This window comes from Pseudochelatococcus contaminans (assembly GCF_014195635.1).
Taxonomy (GTDB): Bacteria; Pseudomonadota; Alphaproteobacteria; order Rhizobiales; family Beijerinckiaceae; genus Pseudochelatococcus; species Pseudochelatococcus contaminans.
Map to the genome: position 1 here is coordinate 387,535 of NZ_JACICC010000003.1, position 17,309 is coordinate 404,843.

Consider the following 17,309-nt stretch of genomic DNA (forward strand, 5'->3'; position numbering starts at 1 on the left):
TTGACGGCGAGCCCAGGTGGCGGAATTGGTAGACGCGCTGGTTTCAGGTACCAGTGACGCAAGTCGTGGAGGTTCGAGTCCTCTCTTGGGCACCATTCATCCTGATTATCCCTAAGGGGAGGATGAATGACAAAGCAAAGCCATACGGCATCATCCTAAAAATCAGATAGTGCGATCACGGCAGACGATCTCTGCCGTACTCCATCCATGTCCAGCCAAGGCAGTGTAGCCATTCTCCTGTCCATGACGCGGATTCGGGGTGTTCGCGCAGGCCGGGTTCCGGGCGATTTGCAAGCCATGGTTCCTTCGGCGGCAGGGTGGCTTGCGTTGCCAGCGGCGTGCTTGCGCTGCGGTGCATTTCACGCCACAGGGCCAGTCCCGAGGTTGGGCCACGTGCCACGCCCGCGGTCAGAATCGGCATGCGGCGCGTCGTGTTGCCGAACCAGAGCGTGACCTTCAAATCATCCCGGTAATGCGAGCCGTCGATGACGTACTCGCCCGCTCCCGGAACCGGGAGTACGCTCCCCAGAAGAACGCCGTCGAGCAATTCCGCGCAGATGTCGATGGATTTATCTGAGACGGTATCACGGGAAATGACGGTAATTTCCCCGGTTGCCAAAGAAATTTTCTGCAATATATCCATCGTACTGTTTTCTGAAACCTCGCAATTTGACGGGTTGATACGGTCGGGAAGCCACGCATGCGGCGTTTTCGTTTCTACCGTTGATGATAACCTGCGTTTAATTCGAAGTGGCGACTTGAACGCAAACTGCTCTGGATTCTCCGTTCTTGCCAGCGAAACGCCGACAAAAATCGAAGCGTTTTCTTTAATATGGGCTGAATGCTTGTTTAGCTGAAGAAAGCGCTCGATATCAATTTCTTGCTCACCTGATTCTTGCAGATTTGAATATCGAAGGTTCGCTGTTTGCGGGACATGTTTCCCTGGTCATCGTGTCACTCATGAGCCGGCAATCTGTGATCAGGTTGTCAGCCTTGATATGGCCGGAGAAAAACGCAATTTTCCGCTATATACAATCTCAATTTCCGCGTTGAAACGGGATTTATGTTTATTGACATTCCAATACGGGGAATGATAGCTTTTTTGTAATAAGATATTTTTGTCAGCGCATTGCTGAATGGACGTCCGATCTTGATTACCCTAAGTCATGCCAAAAAGCTGTTCTCGACGTCATCCGGAGCGATCACAGCGCTTGATGATGTCACGCTGACTGTCGAGCGTGGGCAGATTTTCGGCATCATAGGCTATAGCGGCGCCGGTAAAAGCACGCTCATACGCTTGTTGAACGGTCTTGAGCGTCCTGACAGCGGTTCTGTGATCGTCGGCGATCTCGACCTTTCCGTGGCATCCGAGGCGCAACTGGCGCGGGCGCGTCCCAAGATCGGCATGATCTTTCAGCATTTCAACCTGCTATGGTCGCGTACCGTGGCGGGCAACATAGCCTTCGCGCTGGAAATCGCCGGGGTCGACAAAAGCGCCATCCCGGCGCGCGTTGCGGAATTGATCCGTCTCGTCGGCCTGGAAGGGCGGGGTGGGGCCTATCCCTCCCAGCTCAGTGGCGGCCAGAAGCAACGCGTCGGCATCGCGCGCGCGTTGGCGAACCGCCCCGATGTGCTGCTGTGCGATGAAGCGACATCTGCGCTCGATCCTGAAACCACCGATTCCATCCTCGATCTGCTGCTGAGCATCAACCGGCGTTTTAATCTTACCATCGTGCTGATTACGCATGAAATGCACGTGGTACGCCGCATCTGCGACGTCGTGGCGGTGATGGAAGCTGGCCGGATCGTGGAGCAGGGGACCGTGGCGGAGCTTCAGGCCAACGCGAAACAGCCAGTCACGCGCCGTTTTCTGCGTCAGTTGACCGAAGATGCCGAGGCGCAGGAACTGGACGAGGGGTTTGATCCTTACGCGGTCGACATCGGTTCTGGCGCGCTCGTCAGGCTTGTGGCTTCGGGGGCTGGCGCGCGCGATCTCGTGCTGGCCGATGTGGCGCGGCGGTTCAATCTGTCTCTCGATATCGTGCATGGACATTTGTCCTTTACGCGTGAGGGCGCTTCAGGGGAACTTTATGTCGAGGTGCCGGCCAAGGGGCAGGAGCTAGTCGAGGTTCTTGCGTGGCTCGCCGAGCGCGATATCGCTGCCGAAATCGTGCGGCGCGGATAAGGAAAACCATGCTCGAAGCGCTCTTTCCTCACGTCCGGCTCGATTCGCTGCTCCAGGCGACCTATGACACCATCTATATGACGGCGCTCGCCGGTGCGGCGACGTTCATTCTCGGCCTGATTCTGGGCGCGCTGCTGTTTCTCACCGGGCCGGGGCAGTTGCTGGCCAATCGTTTCGTTTATGGCCTGCTGTCCATGTTCAGCAACGTCTTCCGGTCCATCCCCTTCATCATCCTGATCGTGTTGCTCATACCGTTCACCAAACTGCTCGTCGGGCGGATTTTGGGCGTTAATGCTGCGCTGCCTGCGCTTATCGTCGGTGCGGCACCGTTCTACGCCCGGCTGGTGGAGATTGCCTTTCGCGATGTCGACAGAGGCGTGCTGGAGGCGACACGCGCCATGGGAGGCGGCATTTTTACCACCGTCTTCAAGGTGCTTATCCCCGAGTCCTCACCTGCGCTTGCAGCCGGTCTGACGGTGACGCTGATTTCGCTCGTCGGCTTCACGGCCATGGCCGGTGTCATCGGCGCCGGTGGCCTTGGGCATCTCGCCTATCTGGAGGGTTTCCAGCGCAACAATGCCGATGTCACGCTGGTAGCGACGGCGATGGTTCTGGTCATCGTTTTCATCATCCAGTTCGTTGGTGATGCCGTGACGCGGAGGCTCGATAAGCGCTGAATTATCTTCAAGCAAAGTGAATGCTGGTTTGCTTGCAGAAGAGGCGTCGTAAAAATTTCCCGAATAGATTGGGATTTCGTGGATTATCGTTCATTCAACTGAAGGAAGCCGCTATGATCAAAGCTCTTGTTTCCGCAGCCGTGCTCGGCGCTATAACGTTTGCTGCTCCGGCATTTGCCCAAACCAAGCTGACGGTCGGGGCATCGTATGTACCCCACGCCGAAATTCTTGAACAGGCCAAGCCTATTCTGGCCGAGCAGGGCATTACGCTGGAAATCGTACCGTTCCAGGACTACATCCTGCCGAACACCGCGTTGGCCTCTGGCGAGATCGACGCCAATTACTTCCAGCACACGCCTTATCTCAACTCGGTACTGGCAGATCACAAGGGCGATCCGACTTATGATTTCGTCAGCGCCGGCGCCATCCATATCGAGCCGATCGGTATTTATTCCAAGCGCGTCAAGAGCCTCAAGGATCTGCCTGAGAACGGCACTGTGATTCTGCGCGATGCGGTTGCCGAGGAAGGCCGTATTCTCTCGATTTTCGAGCGTGAGGGCGTCATCAAGCTGCGCGAGGGACTGACGCCGATTACCGCCCGCATCACCGATATCGTCGAGAACCCGAAAAACCTGAAGTTCCAGGCCAATGTCGAAGCCGGCCTGCTGCCGAAGGTGTATGAGAATGACGAAGCCGATGCGGTCGTCATCAACGCCAATTACGCGTTGGACGCGAAGCTTGATCCGGTGAAGGATCCGATCGCTGTCGAAAGCGGCGAGAACAATCCTTATGCAAACCTGATCGTCGTGCGTCAGGCGAATGCTGAAAAGCCTGAGATCAAGAAATTGGTCGAAGTCCTCCAGTCGAAGCCCGTTCACGACTTCATCCTGGAAAAGTACAAGGGCGCCGTTCTCCCGGTTAATGACTGATGCTGGCGCTTGCACGCGGGTCTGACCCGCATGCAGGCCAAGTTTGACTGGAAACCACCGAAACCCGCTCGGTGGTTTCCAGCATTGTTTTATACTTTGTTTTCAAGATACTCATCGGTGGCTTGCAGTGTCGCATAAGCGAACCCCAGCGCCGCCATTGCAGCGGCATGCACCTGGGCGGCCGGGATAACCTCACCGTTGAACTCAAGCGCACGCGTCGCAACCGCATCGTGGATGACGGTGACGGGATAGCCATAGTCCGCAGCCGCGCGCGTTGCGCCCTCGACGCACATATGGCTCATGGCCCCGGCAATGGTCACATCCGTAATGCCGTTATCGTCGAGAATGGCCTTCAAATCCGTTCCCTTGAAAGCATTGACGGCATTCTTGAGAACCACCGCCTCGCCATCGCGCGGTTGGACGGACGGATGAATGGCCGCGCCATCAGAGCCCGGCGCGAAGAACGGGGCGTCTGCGGACGCAAACTCATGCCGGACATGCACGACAAGATCTCCGCTTTGACGTGCGGCATCAAGCAGATGCGCGGCATTATCGGCCGCTGCCTCGATGTTTTCGAGCTCAAACTTGCCGCCGGAGAAGTAGTCGTTCTGCAAATCGATGACTATCAGTGCGCGTTTGCTCATATCATTCTCCCTGTCGAATTATCGCATGCCGCGCCCTGACTCTGGCGCGCTGGCGTTGCATGAGACCCCCGTCTGGTAGGTCGGCTGATCATAACCTGATGTATCGGGGCTTTTCCATGCCGCTCATGGCCCTATATCAAGATATAGATCGGTTTGCGTTTTGGGCACAAAGTGCCTGAAGGCAAGGTGTTCGGGAGTGGGAAGAGCGCGGTCTCTCGGCGAACGGTATAGAGGTTGGCATGGCATTGGTCTTCGATAACAGTTACGCCCGGCTGCCGGAGCCGTTTTTCGCCCGCCATCAGCCCATGCGCATGCAAAAGCCTGAACTGGTGCTGTTCAACGCGCCGCTCGCGGATGAACTGGGGCTGGATCACGAAGGGCAATCTCCCGATGATCTGGCCGCAATGCTTGGCGGCAATGCGCTGCCGGACGGCGCCGACCCGGTTGCGATGGTTTATGCGGGGCACCAGTTCGGCGGCTGGGTGCCGCGGCTTGGCGATGGGCGTGCGCTGCTTCTTGGCGAGGTCGTGGATGTGAATGGTGTGCGCCGCGACCTTCATCTGAAAGGCTCTGGGCCGACGCGATTTTCGCGCAGGGGCGACGGCCGCGCGGCGCTCGGTCCCGTGCTGCGCGAGTTCGTCGTCAGCGAAGCCATGGCGCGGCTGGGCATTCCCACGACGCGCGCTCTGGCCGCAATCTCGACAGGCGATGAGATCATGCGCGAGACGCTGCTGCCGGGCGCTGCGCTGGTCAGGGTGGCCGAAAGCCATCTGCGGGTCGGGACGTTCCAGTACTTCGCCGCGGCGGACAATCTCGATGCGCTCCGTCTGCTGGCCGACTATGCCATTGCGAGGCTTTATCCTGAAATCGGTGACGGGCCTGAAAAATATAGATTGTTTCTGGAGGCGGTTATTCGCCGGCAGGCGCGGCTTGTTGCCGGATGGATGAGTATCGGTTTCATCCATGGTGTCATGAACACCGATAATACCTCTATATCCGGCGAGACGCTCGACTATGGGCCGTGTGCTTTCATGGATGTATTCGATTGGGGCACGGTTTTCAGCTCCATCGATGCGCAGGGGCGCTATGCTTATGGAAACCAGCCCAACATCGTCTATTGGAATCTGGCGCGTCTTGCACAGGCCATCATGCCATTGATGGCAGAGGATGCTGAAGCCGCTGCGGGTGAGGCGCAGGGGGCGCTGGATGTTTTCCCGGATCAGTATGAAGCGGCATGGCTGGCCGAAATGCGCCGCAAACTGGCGCTTGAAACGGCGCAGCCTGACGATCTTTCGCTGGTGCGTGATCTGCTGGTCGCGATGCGGGACAATGGTCTCGATTACACGCTGACATTTCGACAGCTAAGTAATGTGCTCGCTCCCGACAGATCGCCGGATGAGATGCCCCTGCCGATTGCGCTTGAACCATGGATTGCGCGCTGGCGCGGGCGGCTGGCCGGGGAGCGGACAGGAGACGCAGCCGCGCGAAGCGCCATGAAGCGTATCAATCCGCTCTATATTCCGCGCAATCACCTGGTCGAGGAGGTGATAGCCGCAGCCTATGACGGCGATTTGGGGCCAGTTCGTGCGTTGCATGACGTGCTCGCGGAGCCTTATGAGGAGCGCGCCGAACATGCCCGATACGCCCTTGCGCCGATGCCCGATCAAGTTGTGCCCGCCACTTTCTGCGGAACGTAAAACCAATTGTGCCGGCCCGAGGCTATCGCTGTGACGTGGCGCGATCAAATCCCCGTTGAACCTGCAAATATAATAAAAACATCGGCATAAAGACAAAAACCTTAACCCTGATCATTGACACTTTTAGTTCATGTTGGATGAATTCCCTCCGTACCGCATGAGTCAATGAAGAGGATCTGATTTTGCTTTACGTCGATATTCCCTCGCTTGCCGAGATCAAGGCCCTCAGCGAACTGCGCGCAGATGCCGTGGTGTCGATTTATCTGCCGACGACGCCGGTGACGCAGGAAAACGAGGCCAGCCGGATCGCGCTGGGTAACCTCATCAAGGCCGCTATCGGCCAGCTTGAGGAAGCCGGGTTCGACAAGCGTCGCCTGGGAGAACTGCGCGAGCAGCTTGAGCACCTGCGCGCCGATGACGAATTCTGGGTGCATCAGGCAAACAGCCTCGCCATCATCGCCACGCCGGACCAGTTGCGCACATACCGCCTCGCCAACCGGCTCACCGAGATTCTCGAGGTTTCCAACCGCGTCCACCTGAAGCCGCTGCTGCGCGCAGTAGCATTCCCGCACAGCGCTTACATTCTGTCGTTGTCGGAAAACAAGGTGGGGCTGGTGGAAATGTCCGCCGACTTGCCGCCACACCCGCTGTCCGTGTCGAAGTTCCCGGCCAGTGCGGCATCCGTTGCCGGCAAAAAATCTGTCAACGACCGTGCCACGGACGAGCGCAGCCACAACGGCAGCAGCCAGCGTCAGTTTCTGACGCAGTACGCCCGCAGAATCGACACTGCTCTTCGTGAGTTGGTGTCTGGCGGTGACGTGCCGGTTATTCTGGCCGCGGCAGAGCCGCTGGCATCCATCTATCGTAGCGTCAACTCCTATCCGAACCTGCTGCCGCAGATCATTGCCGGCAACACGGAGCATCTGACGCCGCTTGAGCTGGCCGATGCCGCCCGGCCTGTTCTGGACGCTCATTACGCAGCACAGATCGACGAGCAGAAGGCGCTTTTCTCCGCTCGGACAGGCGATCGCCGCACAACCACGGACGTCTCGGACGCAGCCCGCGCAGCGACCTTCGGACAGGTAGCGACGCTGTTCGTGGATATCGATGAAGTGCTGCACGGCACCGTTGACGATGGAACCGGCGAGGTGCATTTCGGCGAAGAAGGTCCGGATACCTATGGCATCGTCGACGAGATCGCCGTGCGCGTTCTCAACAGCGGCGGGAAGGTGCTGGCGGTGCGCCGGGTGGACATTCCTGGCGAAGGTTCGCTGGCTGCGATTCTGCGTTTCCCTCTCTGACGTTCAGCTGATTCCCTCCCGCCGCATGGTTATGCTCCATCGGCGGGAGGTCTTGCGTAATAAGTGTCGCGCGCGAGAATTTTGTCGAATCTTGAGTACGAATGTGTATACTTGCCTTTAGTTGCTGTTTTTAGAACTATTCGCAACTCTCATAAGTTTCGCGGAAGTATCGATTGGACAGAGAAGGCATGACGATGTCAGGCAATGGTGGTTACGGAAATCAATACTCGGGCCAGTATGGCGACCCCCGGCAGAACCGGCGCATCGATGCGCTTGATGTTCTCGAGGGAGTGCTGAAGGACGGGTTCAGTTTGTCCAATTTTACGCGTATCGCCCGCGCCAGCGGGTCGAGGTTCTGGCTGGGTGCTGCGGTTGGCGCTGGCCTTGTCGTCGTCGCGACGCGCCCGGATGTGCGTGCCGCTGTCTCCGGTGTTCTGCACGCCGGAGCAGCCGCAGCGGGCAGACAATCCACAAAACACGACATCTGAAACTCTGAGGGATTTCGACAGCATACGCTTACGTCATGCAAAGCTTTATACGCTTTGCGTGAAAGCGTCTTGTTGCGACATCCGGTCATTGACGGTGCCGGTACGAAGCAAGATTGGTTGAATAAAGCGGTTCATGGCGTGCAGGCTTGTCGATCTGTCATGCATGATCCCGGTCGTTGCGCCTTGCGCTCCCGGCCGGGAATCGTGTTCGTCCGGCGTTAAAGCAGTTTGCATTCAAGTCGATCCATCGAGCCAAACGCAAGTTGCCGTAAAATATAGAGTTTATAGCGCTCGTTCTCATTCCGTCAGAACATCCGGCGCTCTGACTGTATACTCAGGAGCAAAAGCATGTCGAACGATCATCGAAAAGAGCAGGAAATTCACTATCACTACCACTTTTATGGTGTGAATCCCCAGCAGATATTCGGTCCTGGCGCACAGGCCTCCGGAAATCCGGCTCAGCCCGCCGATCCTGCGCAGGCTGGCGTCCAGGGTAATCCGGGTGGCTTTGCCCCTCAGGGACCGGCTGGCGGCAACCCCTTCGGAGCGTCGGGAGCGCCCTTCGGCGTTCCTCCAGGCGCAGCTCCGCAACAGCCGTTTCAGGCCGGTGCTCCCCAGCCGAATGCGCATCAGCACCCCACGGCGGACTCCTTCATCAAGGGTCTTCTCGTCGGCGGCGGCGCGGCTTATCTGCTGACGAACGAAACGGCCCAGCGCACGATCCTGCGCACGGCCGTACAGCTCTGGAGCGTGGTGCAGGGCGGTTTCGAGGAACTGAAGGAGCGTCTTCACGACGCCGAGGCGGAAGTGGCTGCGGCCGATGAATCCGCCGATATCGCCGACGACGTGCAGGCGGCGGCTGAAGAGGCGCAGGAAACTCTGTCCGAAGGTGCCGACGCAGCCAGAGCGGCGGCCGATGGCGCTCGCGTGGATACGCCTCGTTTTCCTCGCACAGTGAGCTGATTGGCCATGCCGCGTATCGTCCATGAATTGCCGAACCGGCTCAGGCTGAGGTTCGGTCCCGCCGATGCGCGGCTTGAGAGAGCTGCGGGTGCGGTGCGTGATCTTGCCGGGGTTGCGGGCGTGCGCCTCAATCCCGGCGCGCGGACGCTGGTCGTGCAATATGATGGCGACCCTGCGACACGGGCGCGCGTCCTCGCGGACGCCGCCAACCCGCCCGAAAGAGCCTATCCGCTGATCGATGTGGATGGCACCGAGGGTGCTGAACTGGCGCTCGCCGGCGCCGCGGTTATCGCCTCGCTCGTGCTGCCGCGGCAGGCCGCCGGGGTCGTGACTGTCGCCAACATTGCCGGCACAGTCCTCAGCGGTGTGCATGCGGCGCTGACGTCGGGCCTCAAGGTCGAGGTGCTCGATGCGTTGGCAGTCGGGCTGCCGACATTGCGCGGACGTTTCGCCACGGCAAATTTTGCCCGCTTCCTCGTGGAGCTGGCAAACTACATTGAATCCACAACGGTCGAGCGCTCCGACGCTCTGCTGCGGAGCCTGTTGCATCGCAAGCCTGACGACGTTTGGGTGGAAGGGCCGGGCGGGCAGCTCATCCGCACGCCGTTCAACGATCTCAAGGGCGGAGAGCACATTGCCGTCGGTCTCGGCGAGACCGTGCCGGTTGATGGCGTGGTTGTGTCTGGCGATGCGTATGTCGACCAGTCCGCCGTCACCGGGGAAAGCCTGCCAATTCCGCGCGCGCCGGGCGGGGAAGTGCTCGCCGGCAGCATCGTCACGGACGGGCGGCTGGTGGTGCGGGCTGATCGCATCGGCGAGGCCACGGCAACCGGGCGGATCACGCGCTATATTCAGGATGCTCTGGAGCAGCCCGCCGAAATTCAGTCGATGTCCGACGCTCTTGCCGACAAGCGCGTGGGTATCACGCTGGCATCCGCGGCGGGCGTCTTCGCTTTGACGCGTGATTGGCGGCGTATCGAGTCGGTTTTCATGGTGGATTATTCCTGCACCGTGAAGCTGGGCACGCCCATCGTGCTGAAAACAGCCATGTATAATGCCGCGAAGAATGGTTGCCTTGTGAAGAGCGGCCAGACTATCGAGAATCTGGCCAATATCGATACTGTCATTTTCGATAAAACCGGCACGTTGACTCACAATACCTTGCAGGTCACGGATGTCGTGCCGCTGGCCGACGGCCTCACCGAAGAGCAGGCGGTTGCGATCGTTGCGTCGCTTGGTGAGCACACGACGCATCCCATCGCCCGCGCCGTGGTGCAACTGGCGAGAACGCAGAAGCTCGCTCATGTCGACCACGAGGAAGTCAACTTCATCGTCGGGCACGGCGTCGAAGGTGTGATCGACGGCGATACCATTCGCTTCGGAAGCCGCCATTATCTGGAAGATGACGAGCACGTCTCGTTCGCCCGCCAGCGGAAACTGGTGGAAACCTTCCAGGCAGAGGGCAAATCGCTTCTTTACGTGGCGCGCAACAACCGGCCGCTGGCGGTGTTCGCTCTGCGCGACCGGCTGCGGAACGAAGCCTATGATACCGTGCAGCGCTTGCGGGACATCGGCATCGAGCGCTGCGTGATGATTACCGGCGATCACCGCGCCAAGGCGCTTGCCTTCGGCGAGGCGCTCGGGTTGGATGAGGTGCATTACGAGCAGCAGCCGGAAGACAAGGCCGTAATCGTTGCGCGGCTGAAAGCTGAAGGGCGGCGGATCGCCTACGTTGGTGACGGCGTTAACGATGGCCCGGCGCTGATGACGGCTGATGTCGGTATCGCCATGCCGCGTGCCGCCGATATCGCCCGCGCGACGGCTGACATCATTCTGCTTGATGACAAGCTGGAGTCGCTCGTCACTGTGATCGACATTTCGCAGCGCGCGATGAAGCTCGTCGACTCCAACTTCAAGGTGGCCGTAGGCGCGAATTCCGCCATTCTCGCGGGTGCGGTGACCGGGGTGCTGCCCTCCATTGCCACGGCGGCGCTGCATAACGGCACGACTATCGGCGTTCTGGCGCGCTCGCTGCTGGCAAACCGCAGCCATCCGTCACACTAAAGCAGGTCGCGTTCAAGTCGATTTATCGCCCTGAACGCGCCTCGTCATGGAATCGGAGTTTTCCGACTGAATTCCGATTCCACGCGAGCCGGGCGTACTCCCTTCGTTACTGAATCTGCGCTGTTGCCTGCAACGAAGTGGATGCGTATAAGCTGGATACATATTGCGAGCCTGAATGAAATATCCACTAAGGCGCAGATCCGCAAAGCAATTTGCCTGCGAGGTGGCATTGGACATTCATGTTTCGGCTTCATTGTTTGCCGGACTGTTCCCAGGGGAGGGGATCGGTGAACCTTCCTGTGTCGCCCATCATCGGGATATCTCTTCTGGTTCGGATAAGATGAAGAAAGAAAAGATCTACGACTTCGCAATCGATAATCCGCTGACCGACGACAGGCGCAAAATCATCGAGGCGCATATCAAGAAAGCGGCGCAAAGCTCCGGCATGCCGCTGCGGTTCGGTTGGGCACAGGAAGATGCGCGCGATCTGCGCATTGCTGTCGGGCCGGTGGAAATCGAAGTGCGCTTCCATGCCGAAAAGGCAGAGCTGTTCGCCGCCGCTCCGATATGGGCACGGATGCTGTTCACGGATGCCAAGAAAGTCGAGCTCAAGACAATGATTGAGAAAGTCATCGTCGCTTCCGGTCTGCGCGGCCCGGTCGAAACGGCTTGATTGCATTCAACGCAAGCTGCACCGGGCCATTGCTGTATTCCGGTGCAGTCTTCCTGCGGTTCACAGTGATGCGCATTTCCCGATCGGATCATTCCATCTGACCGGGAGACGTTTCATGCGCCGGTCTTGGCGCGTGGCTCTGCTTCCTCTACCCAGCAATAGAACTTCGATGTATGGCCGATGCCGGGGTTGAAGATGTTCTGCGGGTCGATGTTGCGGTAGAACTGCTTCAGGGCTGGTTTTGCGTAATAAAGATGCCCGACATTGTGTTCTGCCGGATATTCCGCGCCGCGCTCATCAAGCAATTTCCACATCGCATGTTCTATAGCAATCGGATCATTGCCCTTCTTGACGATGTAGTCTTGATGGAAGACGTGGCAGAAGAAGTGCCCGTAGTATAGTTTGTTGATGAGCTTGCCCTCGATATCGGCGGGCAGACGCTCGAACCAGTCATCGTCGTTACGGCGCAAGGCGATATCAAGCGCAACGATGTCCTCGACAGTGCTCTTGTGCGTATCACGATAGCGGATTGCTGCACTCGCGACGGCGAAGCGATGCAGGAAGGCTTTGCGGCCTTCCTCTGCGTCGCATTCGAAGTAATCGCCGTCGTGCGTGGCGAAGTAGGTCTTCAGGAATTCGCGCGTCTCGTCCACGCTGTCGATGGATACGCGCACGAGCAGGTGATGCTCGTATAGCGAGCGGAAGTCCTTGATCCGTTTCGGCAAATGGCTTGGCAGAATTGAGACCACCGCCTGAAGCACGTGGTCCGTGACGCCCTTCAGGCCGATACCCTCGAAAAAGGCGTCCACGCGGCTTTTAAGAGCGAAGGCCTTAGGCACATATTCCGTGCCGAGCTTGTCGATGAGCAGGAACGTATCCTTGCCGTGACTTTCGCCGATGTCGAATGCATCCCGGTGGATATACTCGCCCGCGATGGGCAATTGCGCGAAGGCGGTCAGCATATGCCGGCGCACGGCGGTCAGGCTGGCTGTGTCGTTGGCACCGATGTAGAAAACCTGGCTCTTCTCGGCCGGGAAAGTGTCCAGCCGCACGGCGAACAGCACCAGCTTGCCGGCCGAGCCGGACGCCTCGAACAGCCGCCCCGGATCGGCGTTGAAGCGCGCCGGGGTATCTGCATCGACCTGCCGCACGTGCTCGCCATAGTTCTGGTCCGAGGCCGCAAGGCGTTCATCGTGAATGACGTCCGTTGGCGTATAGCGGCGCTTTTCCAGCCGATCGAGGATGTCTTCCGGGTCGTTACCGAGCTGGACGCCCAGATGATTGACGAGGCGCAGCACGCCGTCCTCGCCGACCTGTCCGTAAAGCGCAAGCTGGGTGAAGGCCGGTCCGCGACGGACCAGCGCGCCGCCCGAGTTGTTGCACACTCCCCCTAAAACCGACGCACCGATGCAGGACGAGCCGATAACCGAATGCGGTTCGCGGCCGAGCGGCTTGAGCGTTTTTTCCAGGTTGTCGAGTGTCGCGCCCGGCAGGCAGATCACCTGCCGACCGTCATCGATGACCTGGATGCCGTTGAGCCTGCGCGTGCTGATGAGCACGATCTCGCGGTCATAGGCATTGCCGTCCGGTGTCGAGCCGCCCGTGAGGCCGGTATTGGCGGCCTGCATCAGCACGATCTTGCCGGCCGCGACGGCCGCCTGCACCACGCGCCACTGCTCGACGAGCGTGCCGGGCTGGACGACGGCGAGCACCTCGCCGTCACCGAAACGGTAGCCCTTGCGGAAGCGGCGCGTCTGTTTCGCATCCGTCAGGACGTGAGCGTCGCCGACGATCTTGCGGAATGCGCCGACGAGATTGTCATTGGTGGGGGAGGGCGTGTTCATCCGACGTGTTTCACTTCCGAAGCCAGATATTCTGCTGCGTGAGAATCGATTGCCAGCGAATCCCGCGTCAGCTCGTTGACGGATTTCGCGCCGGTGAGCGTCATGGCAACCCGCATTTCCTTTTCGAACAGGTCCAGCAGGTTGGCGACGCCCGCCTCGCCGGCCGCGGCCAGCGCATAGACGAACGCGCGCCCGATCAGCACTGCATCGGCGCCAAGTGCGATCATGCGCACGACATCGAGGCCGGTGCGGATGCCGCTGTCGACGAGGATCTTGAGATCGCCCTTGACCGCGTCGGCAATCGGCGGCAGCGCGCGCACCGAGGACAGCACACCATCGAGCTGGCGGCCGCCGTGGTTGGAAACGACGATGCCGTCCGCGCCGAAGGATACCGCGTCTCTTGCGTCAGCCGGGTCGAGAATCCCCTTGATGACGATCGGTCCCTTCCAGAAGTCGCGAATCCACTCCAGATCCTTCCACGAGATAGAGGGATCGAAGTTTGCGCCAAGCCAGCCGATGTAATCCTTGAGGCCGGTGGCCTTGCCCAGATAGCGCGACACGTTGCCAAGATCGTGCGGCTTGCCGTTGATGCCCACATCCCACGCCCATTCCGGATGGGTGACGGCCTGCAGAATACGGCGGAACTCGGCGTTGGGGCCGCTCATGCCGGAGTGGGCGTCGCGGTAGCGCGCGCCGGGCACGGGCATGTCCACGGTGAAGACCAGGGTCTTGACACCTGCGGCCTGTGCCCGCTCCAGCGCATTCTTCATGAAGCCCCGGTCGCGCAGCACATAAAGCTGGAACCAGATCGGCCGGTCGATAGCCGGGGCAACTTCCTCGATGGGGCAGACGGACACCGTGGAAAGCGTGAAGGGAATGCCCTTGCGCGCCGCAGCCTTGGCCGCCTGCACCTCGCCGCGCCGGGCATACATGCCGGTGAGGCCAACGGGCGCGAGAATGACGGGCAGATCGAGCTTTTCGCCCCAAAGCTCCGTACCCAGCGTGAGGTCGGACATGTTGCGCAGCACCCGCTGGCGCAGGGCAATATCGGCGAGGTCGCTGACATTGCGCCGCAACGTGTGTTCCGCATAGGCGCCGCCGTCGATGTAGTGGAACAGGAACGGCGGCAGCTTGCGGCGGGCGGCTTCGCGATAGTCTGTCGAGGCGGAGATGATCATGGCGTCTACACTTTTTCCGATGGCAGACGAAGTGAGCGTGCCTTGCGGGCCTCATCCTCGTCTATGGTTTTCAGAGAGGTATGCACGAAATCGATGTGGACATGGGCCGCATGCCGGGCGCGCTCGGGGTCGCCGGCGATAATCGCTTCCATCAACTCACGGTGCTGGGCAGACAGAGGCTCGAAGACCTTCGGCAAGGTGTAGAGCTTCTCTAGGTTCTGCGAAATGTTGGTCTGCAAAAGGGTGAAGAGGCCGCGCATGACCTGTAGCAGGACGAGATTATGCGACGCTTCGGCGATGGTCAGGTGGAACGTGGCATCGGCCCGGGCTTCGTCCATGGTGTTTTCGCTGCCGTGCAGCTCGATCATGGCGTCGAAACGCGCGCGCAGCCTGCGCTTGTCGTCATCCGTGGCACGCAGGGCCGCATGCCAGGCGCCGGCGCCTTCGAGGCCGTGGCGGATTTCCAGCACGTCGAACCTGTATTCCGGATTGACCATGAACAGCGATGCAAGCGGGTCGACGATCACCTCTTCAGACCAGCTGTGCGGCACATCGCAAACATAGGTGCCGCCACCGGGACGGCTGACGAGGCGGCCACGGCTAGCCAATTTCTGGATCGCTTCACGCAATGAGGAGCGGGAAATATCCAGCTCCTCCGCCAGCTTTCGTTCCGCCGGCAGCCGATCACCCGGCAACAGGCCGCGGGCATTGATCATGATCTCAAGCTGTTGAGCGATATGATCGGACAGGCGCATAGGTTTCATCGCGATGTTTACCGGCATTCCGTGGTTATTGGTCTGACCGGAAGATGACGTCTCCGCTTCGGAAGGTCAACAGACAGATATTGCAGTGCGTGCGGCATTTCTCCGCAGCGGTGCCGCCGGCCATTTTCGGTCGCCGGCGTGATGCATCCGGGCGATGCGGCATTTGTATGCCGCATCGCTTGTTGGATCAGGGCAGCATCCACGTCAGGACATAGGCCTGGAGCGTGGTGAGGATGCCGATCAGCACCGTGAAGAACAGGCTGTGCTTCAGGGTGAAGCGGAACAGGTCGGATTCGCGTCCGGCCAGACCAACCGCCGCGCAGGCGATGGCGATGGACTGGGGCGAGATCATCTTGCCGGTCACGCCGCCCGTGGTATTGGCCGCGACGAGCAGCACGTCCGATACGCCGATCTGCTGTGCCGTTGTCGCCTGCAAAGCGCCGAAGAGCGCGTTGGACGAGGTGTCCGAGCCGGTGAGGAACACACCAAGCCATCCGAGGAAGGGCGAGAAGAACGTGAACGCCTTGCCCGTATGCGCCAGGGCCAGCGCCAGCGTGGCGGACAGGCCGGAGTAATTGGCGATGAACGCGAAGGCCAGCACCATGCCGATGGCATAGATCGGCGTCTTCAACTCGCTGACTGTCTCGGTGAAAGTGCTGACAGTGTCGGAGGGGCGCTGGCGCAGGTAGAGCGCCGACAGCAGGGCCGCGATGAAGATCGCCGTGCCCGTGGCCGAGAACCAGTTGAACTGATAGACGGCGTCATAAAGCGTGGGCTGCGGAACGATCGGCGGCACCTTCTCCACGAGACGGTGCAGGAACGGAACCTCGATCTTGATCACCCAGCTTTCCAGCGCGCCGCCAGCAGCGAACAGGCGCTTGAAGGGCTGAATGCTCCAGATGGTCACCATCGCCGTCAGGATCAGAAACGGCGACCATGCCTTCAACACCTGTCCGGCGGTGTGATGGGTCTTAACCTTGACCTTGTCCGCGTTGACATTCGCCTTTTCTTCGGCGCTCAGCTCGAAGCGGAAGATGTGCTTGGGCTGCCACACCTTGAGGAACAGCGTCAGGCAGACCAGCGAGGCGATGGCGGAGGTGATGTCCGGCAGCTCCGGCCCGACATAGTTCGAGGTCAGGAACTGGACGATGGCGAAGGAACCGCCGCCAACGATCACTGCCGGCCACGTTTCACGCACGCCGCGCCAGCCGTCCATGATCGCCATGATCCAGAACAGCACGATGATGGTGAGGAACGGCAGCTGCCGGCCGGCGACCTGACCGATCTCGAAGGGGTCGAGGCCAGTCACCTGTCCGGCGACGATGATCGGGATACCCATGGCGCCAAAGGCCACCGGGGCCGTGTTGGCGATGAGGCACAACCCGGCGGCATACAGCGGCTTGAAGCCAAGCCCGACAAGCAATGCAGCCGTGATGGCCACTGGCGCGCCGAAGCCGGCCGCGCCTTCAAGGAACGCACCGAAGGCAAAGCCGACGAGCAGCATCTGCAGGCGTTGATCTTCAGTAATGGACAGGATCGACGTGCGGATGATGTCGAACTGTCCTGTCTTGACTGAAATCTTGTACAGGAAGACGGCCGCGACGATGATCCACGCGATTGGCCACAGGCCATAGAAAAAGCCGTATACGGCGGATGCCAGAGCCCGGTCTACGGGCATGCCGTAGAACAGGATCGCAACCAGCAGCGACAGGATAACGGTAATCGTGCCGGCAACGTAGCCCTTGAGGCGCAATACCGTCAGCGCGAGGAAGAAGAAGGCGATGGGAATAAGCGCGACAAGGCTTGAAAGCCAGATATTGCCTGCAGGATCGTATATTTGTGGCCATACTTGCATGGTGGGAGGGCTCCACATGATCGAGACGACTTCAGAACAGCGGCAGG

15 protein-coding genes and 1 tRNA gene are annotated in these 17,309 nt (G+C 59.8%); 10 read left to right on the forward strand and 6 right to left on the reverse strand.

The window, feature by feature from the left end:
• Positions 1-10 precede the first annotated feature (10 nt).
• Positions 11-95, forward strand: a tRNA-Leu gene (locus FHS81_RS08270).
• An 80-nt stretch (positions 96-175) separates the two neighbouring features.
• Here the strand turns inward: FHS81_RS08270 and FHS81_RS08275 are convergent.
• On the reverse strand, positions 176-643 hold the full coding sequence (locus FHS81_RS08275) for a hypothetical protein (RefSeq protein ID WP_210281593.1): 468 nt from the start codon (positions 641-643) through the stop codon (positions 176-178).
• A gap of 507 nt (positions 644-1,150) precedes the next feature.
• Between FHS81_RS08275 and FHS81_RS08280 the strand changes: the two genes are divergently transcribed.
• The 3 genes from FHS81_RS08280 to FHS81_RS08290 all read left to right on the forward strand — a co-directional run bounded on the left by FHS81_RS08280 (position 1,151) and on the right by FHS81_RS08290 (position 3,791).
• Positions 1,151-2,185: a methionine ABC transporter ATP-binding protein gene (locus tag FHS81_RS08280; protein ID WP_183751787.1), complete on the forward strand. Its 1,035-nt coding sequence runs from the start codon at positions 1,151-1,153 to the stop codon at positions 2,183-2,185.
• An 8-nt stretch (positions 2,186-2,193) separates the two neighbouring features.
• Positions 2,194-2,862, forward strand: coding sequence for a methionine ABC transporter permease (locus FHS81_RS08285; protein ID WP_183751789.1), 669 nt, complete (start codon positions 2,194-2,196; stop codon positions 2,860-2,862).
• A 113-nt stretch (positions 2,863-2,975) separates the two neighbouring features.
• Complete coding sequence (locus tag FHS81_RS08290; protein WP_183751791.1) at positions 2,976-3,791, forward strand: MetQ/NlpA family ABC transporter substrate-binding protein; 816 nt, start codon at positions 2,976-2,978, stop codon at positions 3,789-3,791.
• Between the two features lie 89 nt (positions 3,792-3,880).
• On the opposite strand, the gene FHS81_RS08295 is transcribed toward FHS81_RS08290, so the two are convergent.
• Complete coding sequence (locus FHS81_RS08295; RefSeq protein WP_183751793.1) at positions 3,881-4,435, reverse strand: cysteine hydrolase family protein; 555 nt, start codon at positions 4,433-4,435, stop codon at positions 3,881-3,883.
• A gap of 239 nt (positions 4,436-4,674) precedes the next feature.
• Between FHS81_RS08295 and FHS81_RS08300 the strand changes: the two genes are divergently transcribed.
• The 6 genes from FHS81_RS08300 (at position 4,675) to FHS81_RS08325 (ending at position 11,621) form a co-directional block, all read left to right on the forward strand.
• A complete protein-coding gene (locus FHS81_RS08300) occupies positions 4,675-6,132 on the forward strand; it encodes a protein adenylyltransferase SelO (protein WP_183751795.1) in 1,458 nt (485 codons plus the stop codon).
• A 182-nt stretch (positions 6,133-6,314) separates the two neighbouring features.
• On the forward strand, positions 6,315-7,433 hold the full coding sequence (locus FHS81_RS08305) for a baeRF11 domain-containing protein (RefSeq protein WP_183751797.1): 1,119 nt from the start codon (positions 6,315-6,317) through the stop codon (positions 7,431-7,433).
• 188 nt (positions 7,434-7,621) lie between these two features.
• The gene (locus FHS81_RS08310) at positions 7,622-7,921 is read left to right on the forward strand and encodes a hypothetical protein (protein WP_183751799.1); all 300 of its coding nucleotides are present in this window, start codon (positions 7,622-7,624) and stop codon (positions 7,919-7,921) included.
• A gap of 348 nt (positions 7,922-8,269) precedes the next feature.
• Positions 8,270-8,884, forward strand: a complete 615-nt coding sequence (locus tag FHS81_RS08315; RefSeq protein WP_183751801.1) for a hypothetical protein — start codon at positions 8,270-8,272, stop codon at positions 8,882-8,884.
• A 6-nt stretch (positions 8,885-8,890) separates the two neighbouring features.
• A complete protein-coding gene (locus tag FHS81_RS08320; RefSeq protein ID WP_183751803.1) occupies positions 8,891-10,948 on the forward strand; it encodes a heavy metal translocating P-type ATPase in 2,058 nt (685 codons plus the stop codon).
• A gap of 340 nt (positions 10,949-11,288) precedes the next feature.
• Entirely contained in the window at positions 11,289-11,621 is a 333-nt protein-coding gene (locus tag FHS81_RS08325) for a hypothetical protein (RefSeq protein WP_183751805.1), read from the forward strand.
• A gap of 113 nt (positions 11,622-11,734) precedes the next feature.
• Here FHS81_RS08325 and dld read toward each other — a convergent pair whose 3' ends face one another.
• The 4 genes from dld to lldP all read right to left on the reverse strand — a co-directional run bounded on the left by dld (position 11,735) and on the right by lldP (position 17,262).
• Positions 11,735-13,465 (reverse strand): D-lactate dehydrogenase, encoded by a 1,731-nt coding sequence (gene dld / locus FHS81_RS08330; RefSeq protein WP_183751807.1) that lies wholly within the window; start codon positions 13,463-13,465, stop codon positions 11,735-11,737.
• Complete coding sequence (gene lldD, locus FHS81_RS08335; protein ID WP_183751809.1) at positions 13,462-14,643, reverse strand: FMN-dependent L-lactate dehydrogenase LldD; 1,182 nt, start codon at positions 14,641-14,643, stop codon at positions 13,462-13,464. Before lldD ends, dld begins: the two co-directional genes overlap by 4 nt.
• 5 nt (positions 14,644-14,648) lie before the next feature.
• Entirely contained in the window at positions 14,649-15,407 is a 759-nt protein-coding gene (gene lldR / locus FHS81_RS08340) for a transcriptional regulator LldR (protein WP_183751811.1), read from the reverse strand.
• 187 nt (positions 15,408-15,594) lie between these two features.
• Positions 15,595-17,262: an L-lactate permease gene (gene lldP, locus FHS81_RS08345; RefSeq protein ID WP_183751813.1), complete on the reverse strand. Its 1,668-nt coding sequence runs from the start codon at positions 17,260-17,262 to the stop codon at positions 15,595-15,597.
• Between the last annotated feature and the right edge of the window lie 47 nt (positions 17,263-17,309).

Excerpts from the sequence above, each read along its gene's own strand:
- FHS81_RS08275 (WP_210281593.1), bottom strand. The coding sequence starts at position 643 with ATGGATATATTGCAGAAAATTTCTTTGGCAACCGGGGAAATTACCGTC.
- FHS81_RS08285 (WP_183751789.1), top strand. The coding sequence starts at position 2,194 with ATGCTCGAAGCGCTCTTTCCTCACGTCCGGCTCGATTCGCTGCTCCAG.
- FHS81_RS08290 (WP_183751791.1), top strand. The coding sequence starts at position 2,976 with ATGATCAAAGCTCTTGTTTCCGCAGCCGTGCTCGGCGCTATAACGTTT.
- FHS81_RS08295 (WP_183751793.1), bottom strand. The coding sequence starts at position 4,435 with ATGAGCAAACGCGCACTGATAGTCATCGATTTGCAGAACGACTACTTC.
- FHS81_RS08300 (WP_183751795.1), top strand. The coding sequence starts at position 4,675 with ATGGCATTGGTCTTCGATAACAGTTACGCCCGGCTGCCGGAGCCGTTT.
- FHS81_RS08310 (WP_183751799.1), top strand. The coding sequence starts at position 7,622 with ATGACGATGTCAGGCAATGGTGGTTACGGAAATCAATACTCGGGCCAG.
- FHS81_RS08315 (WP_183751801.1), top strand. The coding sequence starts at position 8,270 with ATGTCGAACGATCATCGAAAAGAGCAGGAAATTCACTATCACTACCAC.
- FHS81_RS08320 (WP_183751803.1), top strand. The coding sequence starts at position 8,891 with ATGCCGCGTATCGTCCATGAATTGCCGAACCGGCTCAGGCTGAGGTTC.
- FHS81_RS08325 (WP_183751805.1), top strand. The coding sequence starts at position 11,289 with ATGAAGAAAGAAAAGATCTACGACTTCGCAATCGATAATCCGCTGACC.
- dld (WP_183751807.1), bottom strand. The coding sequence starts at position 13,465 with ATGAACACGCCCTCCCCCACCAATGACAATCTCGTCGGCGCATTCCGC.
- lldD (WP_183751809.1), bottom strand. The coding sequence starts at position 14,643 with ATGATCATCTCCGCCTCGACAGACTATCGCGAAGCCGCCCGCCGCAAG.
- lldR (WP_183751811.1), bottom strand. The coding sequence starts at position 15,407 with ATGAAACCTATGCGCCTGTCCGATCATATCGCTCAACAGCTTGAGATC.
- lldP (WP_183751813.1), bottom strand. The coding sequence starts at position 17,262 with ATGCAAGTATGGCCACAAATATACGATCCTGCAGGCAATATCTGGCTT.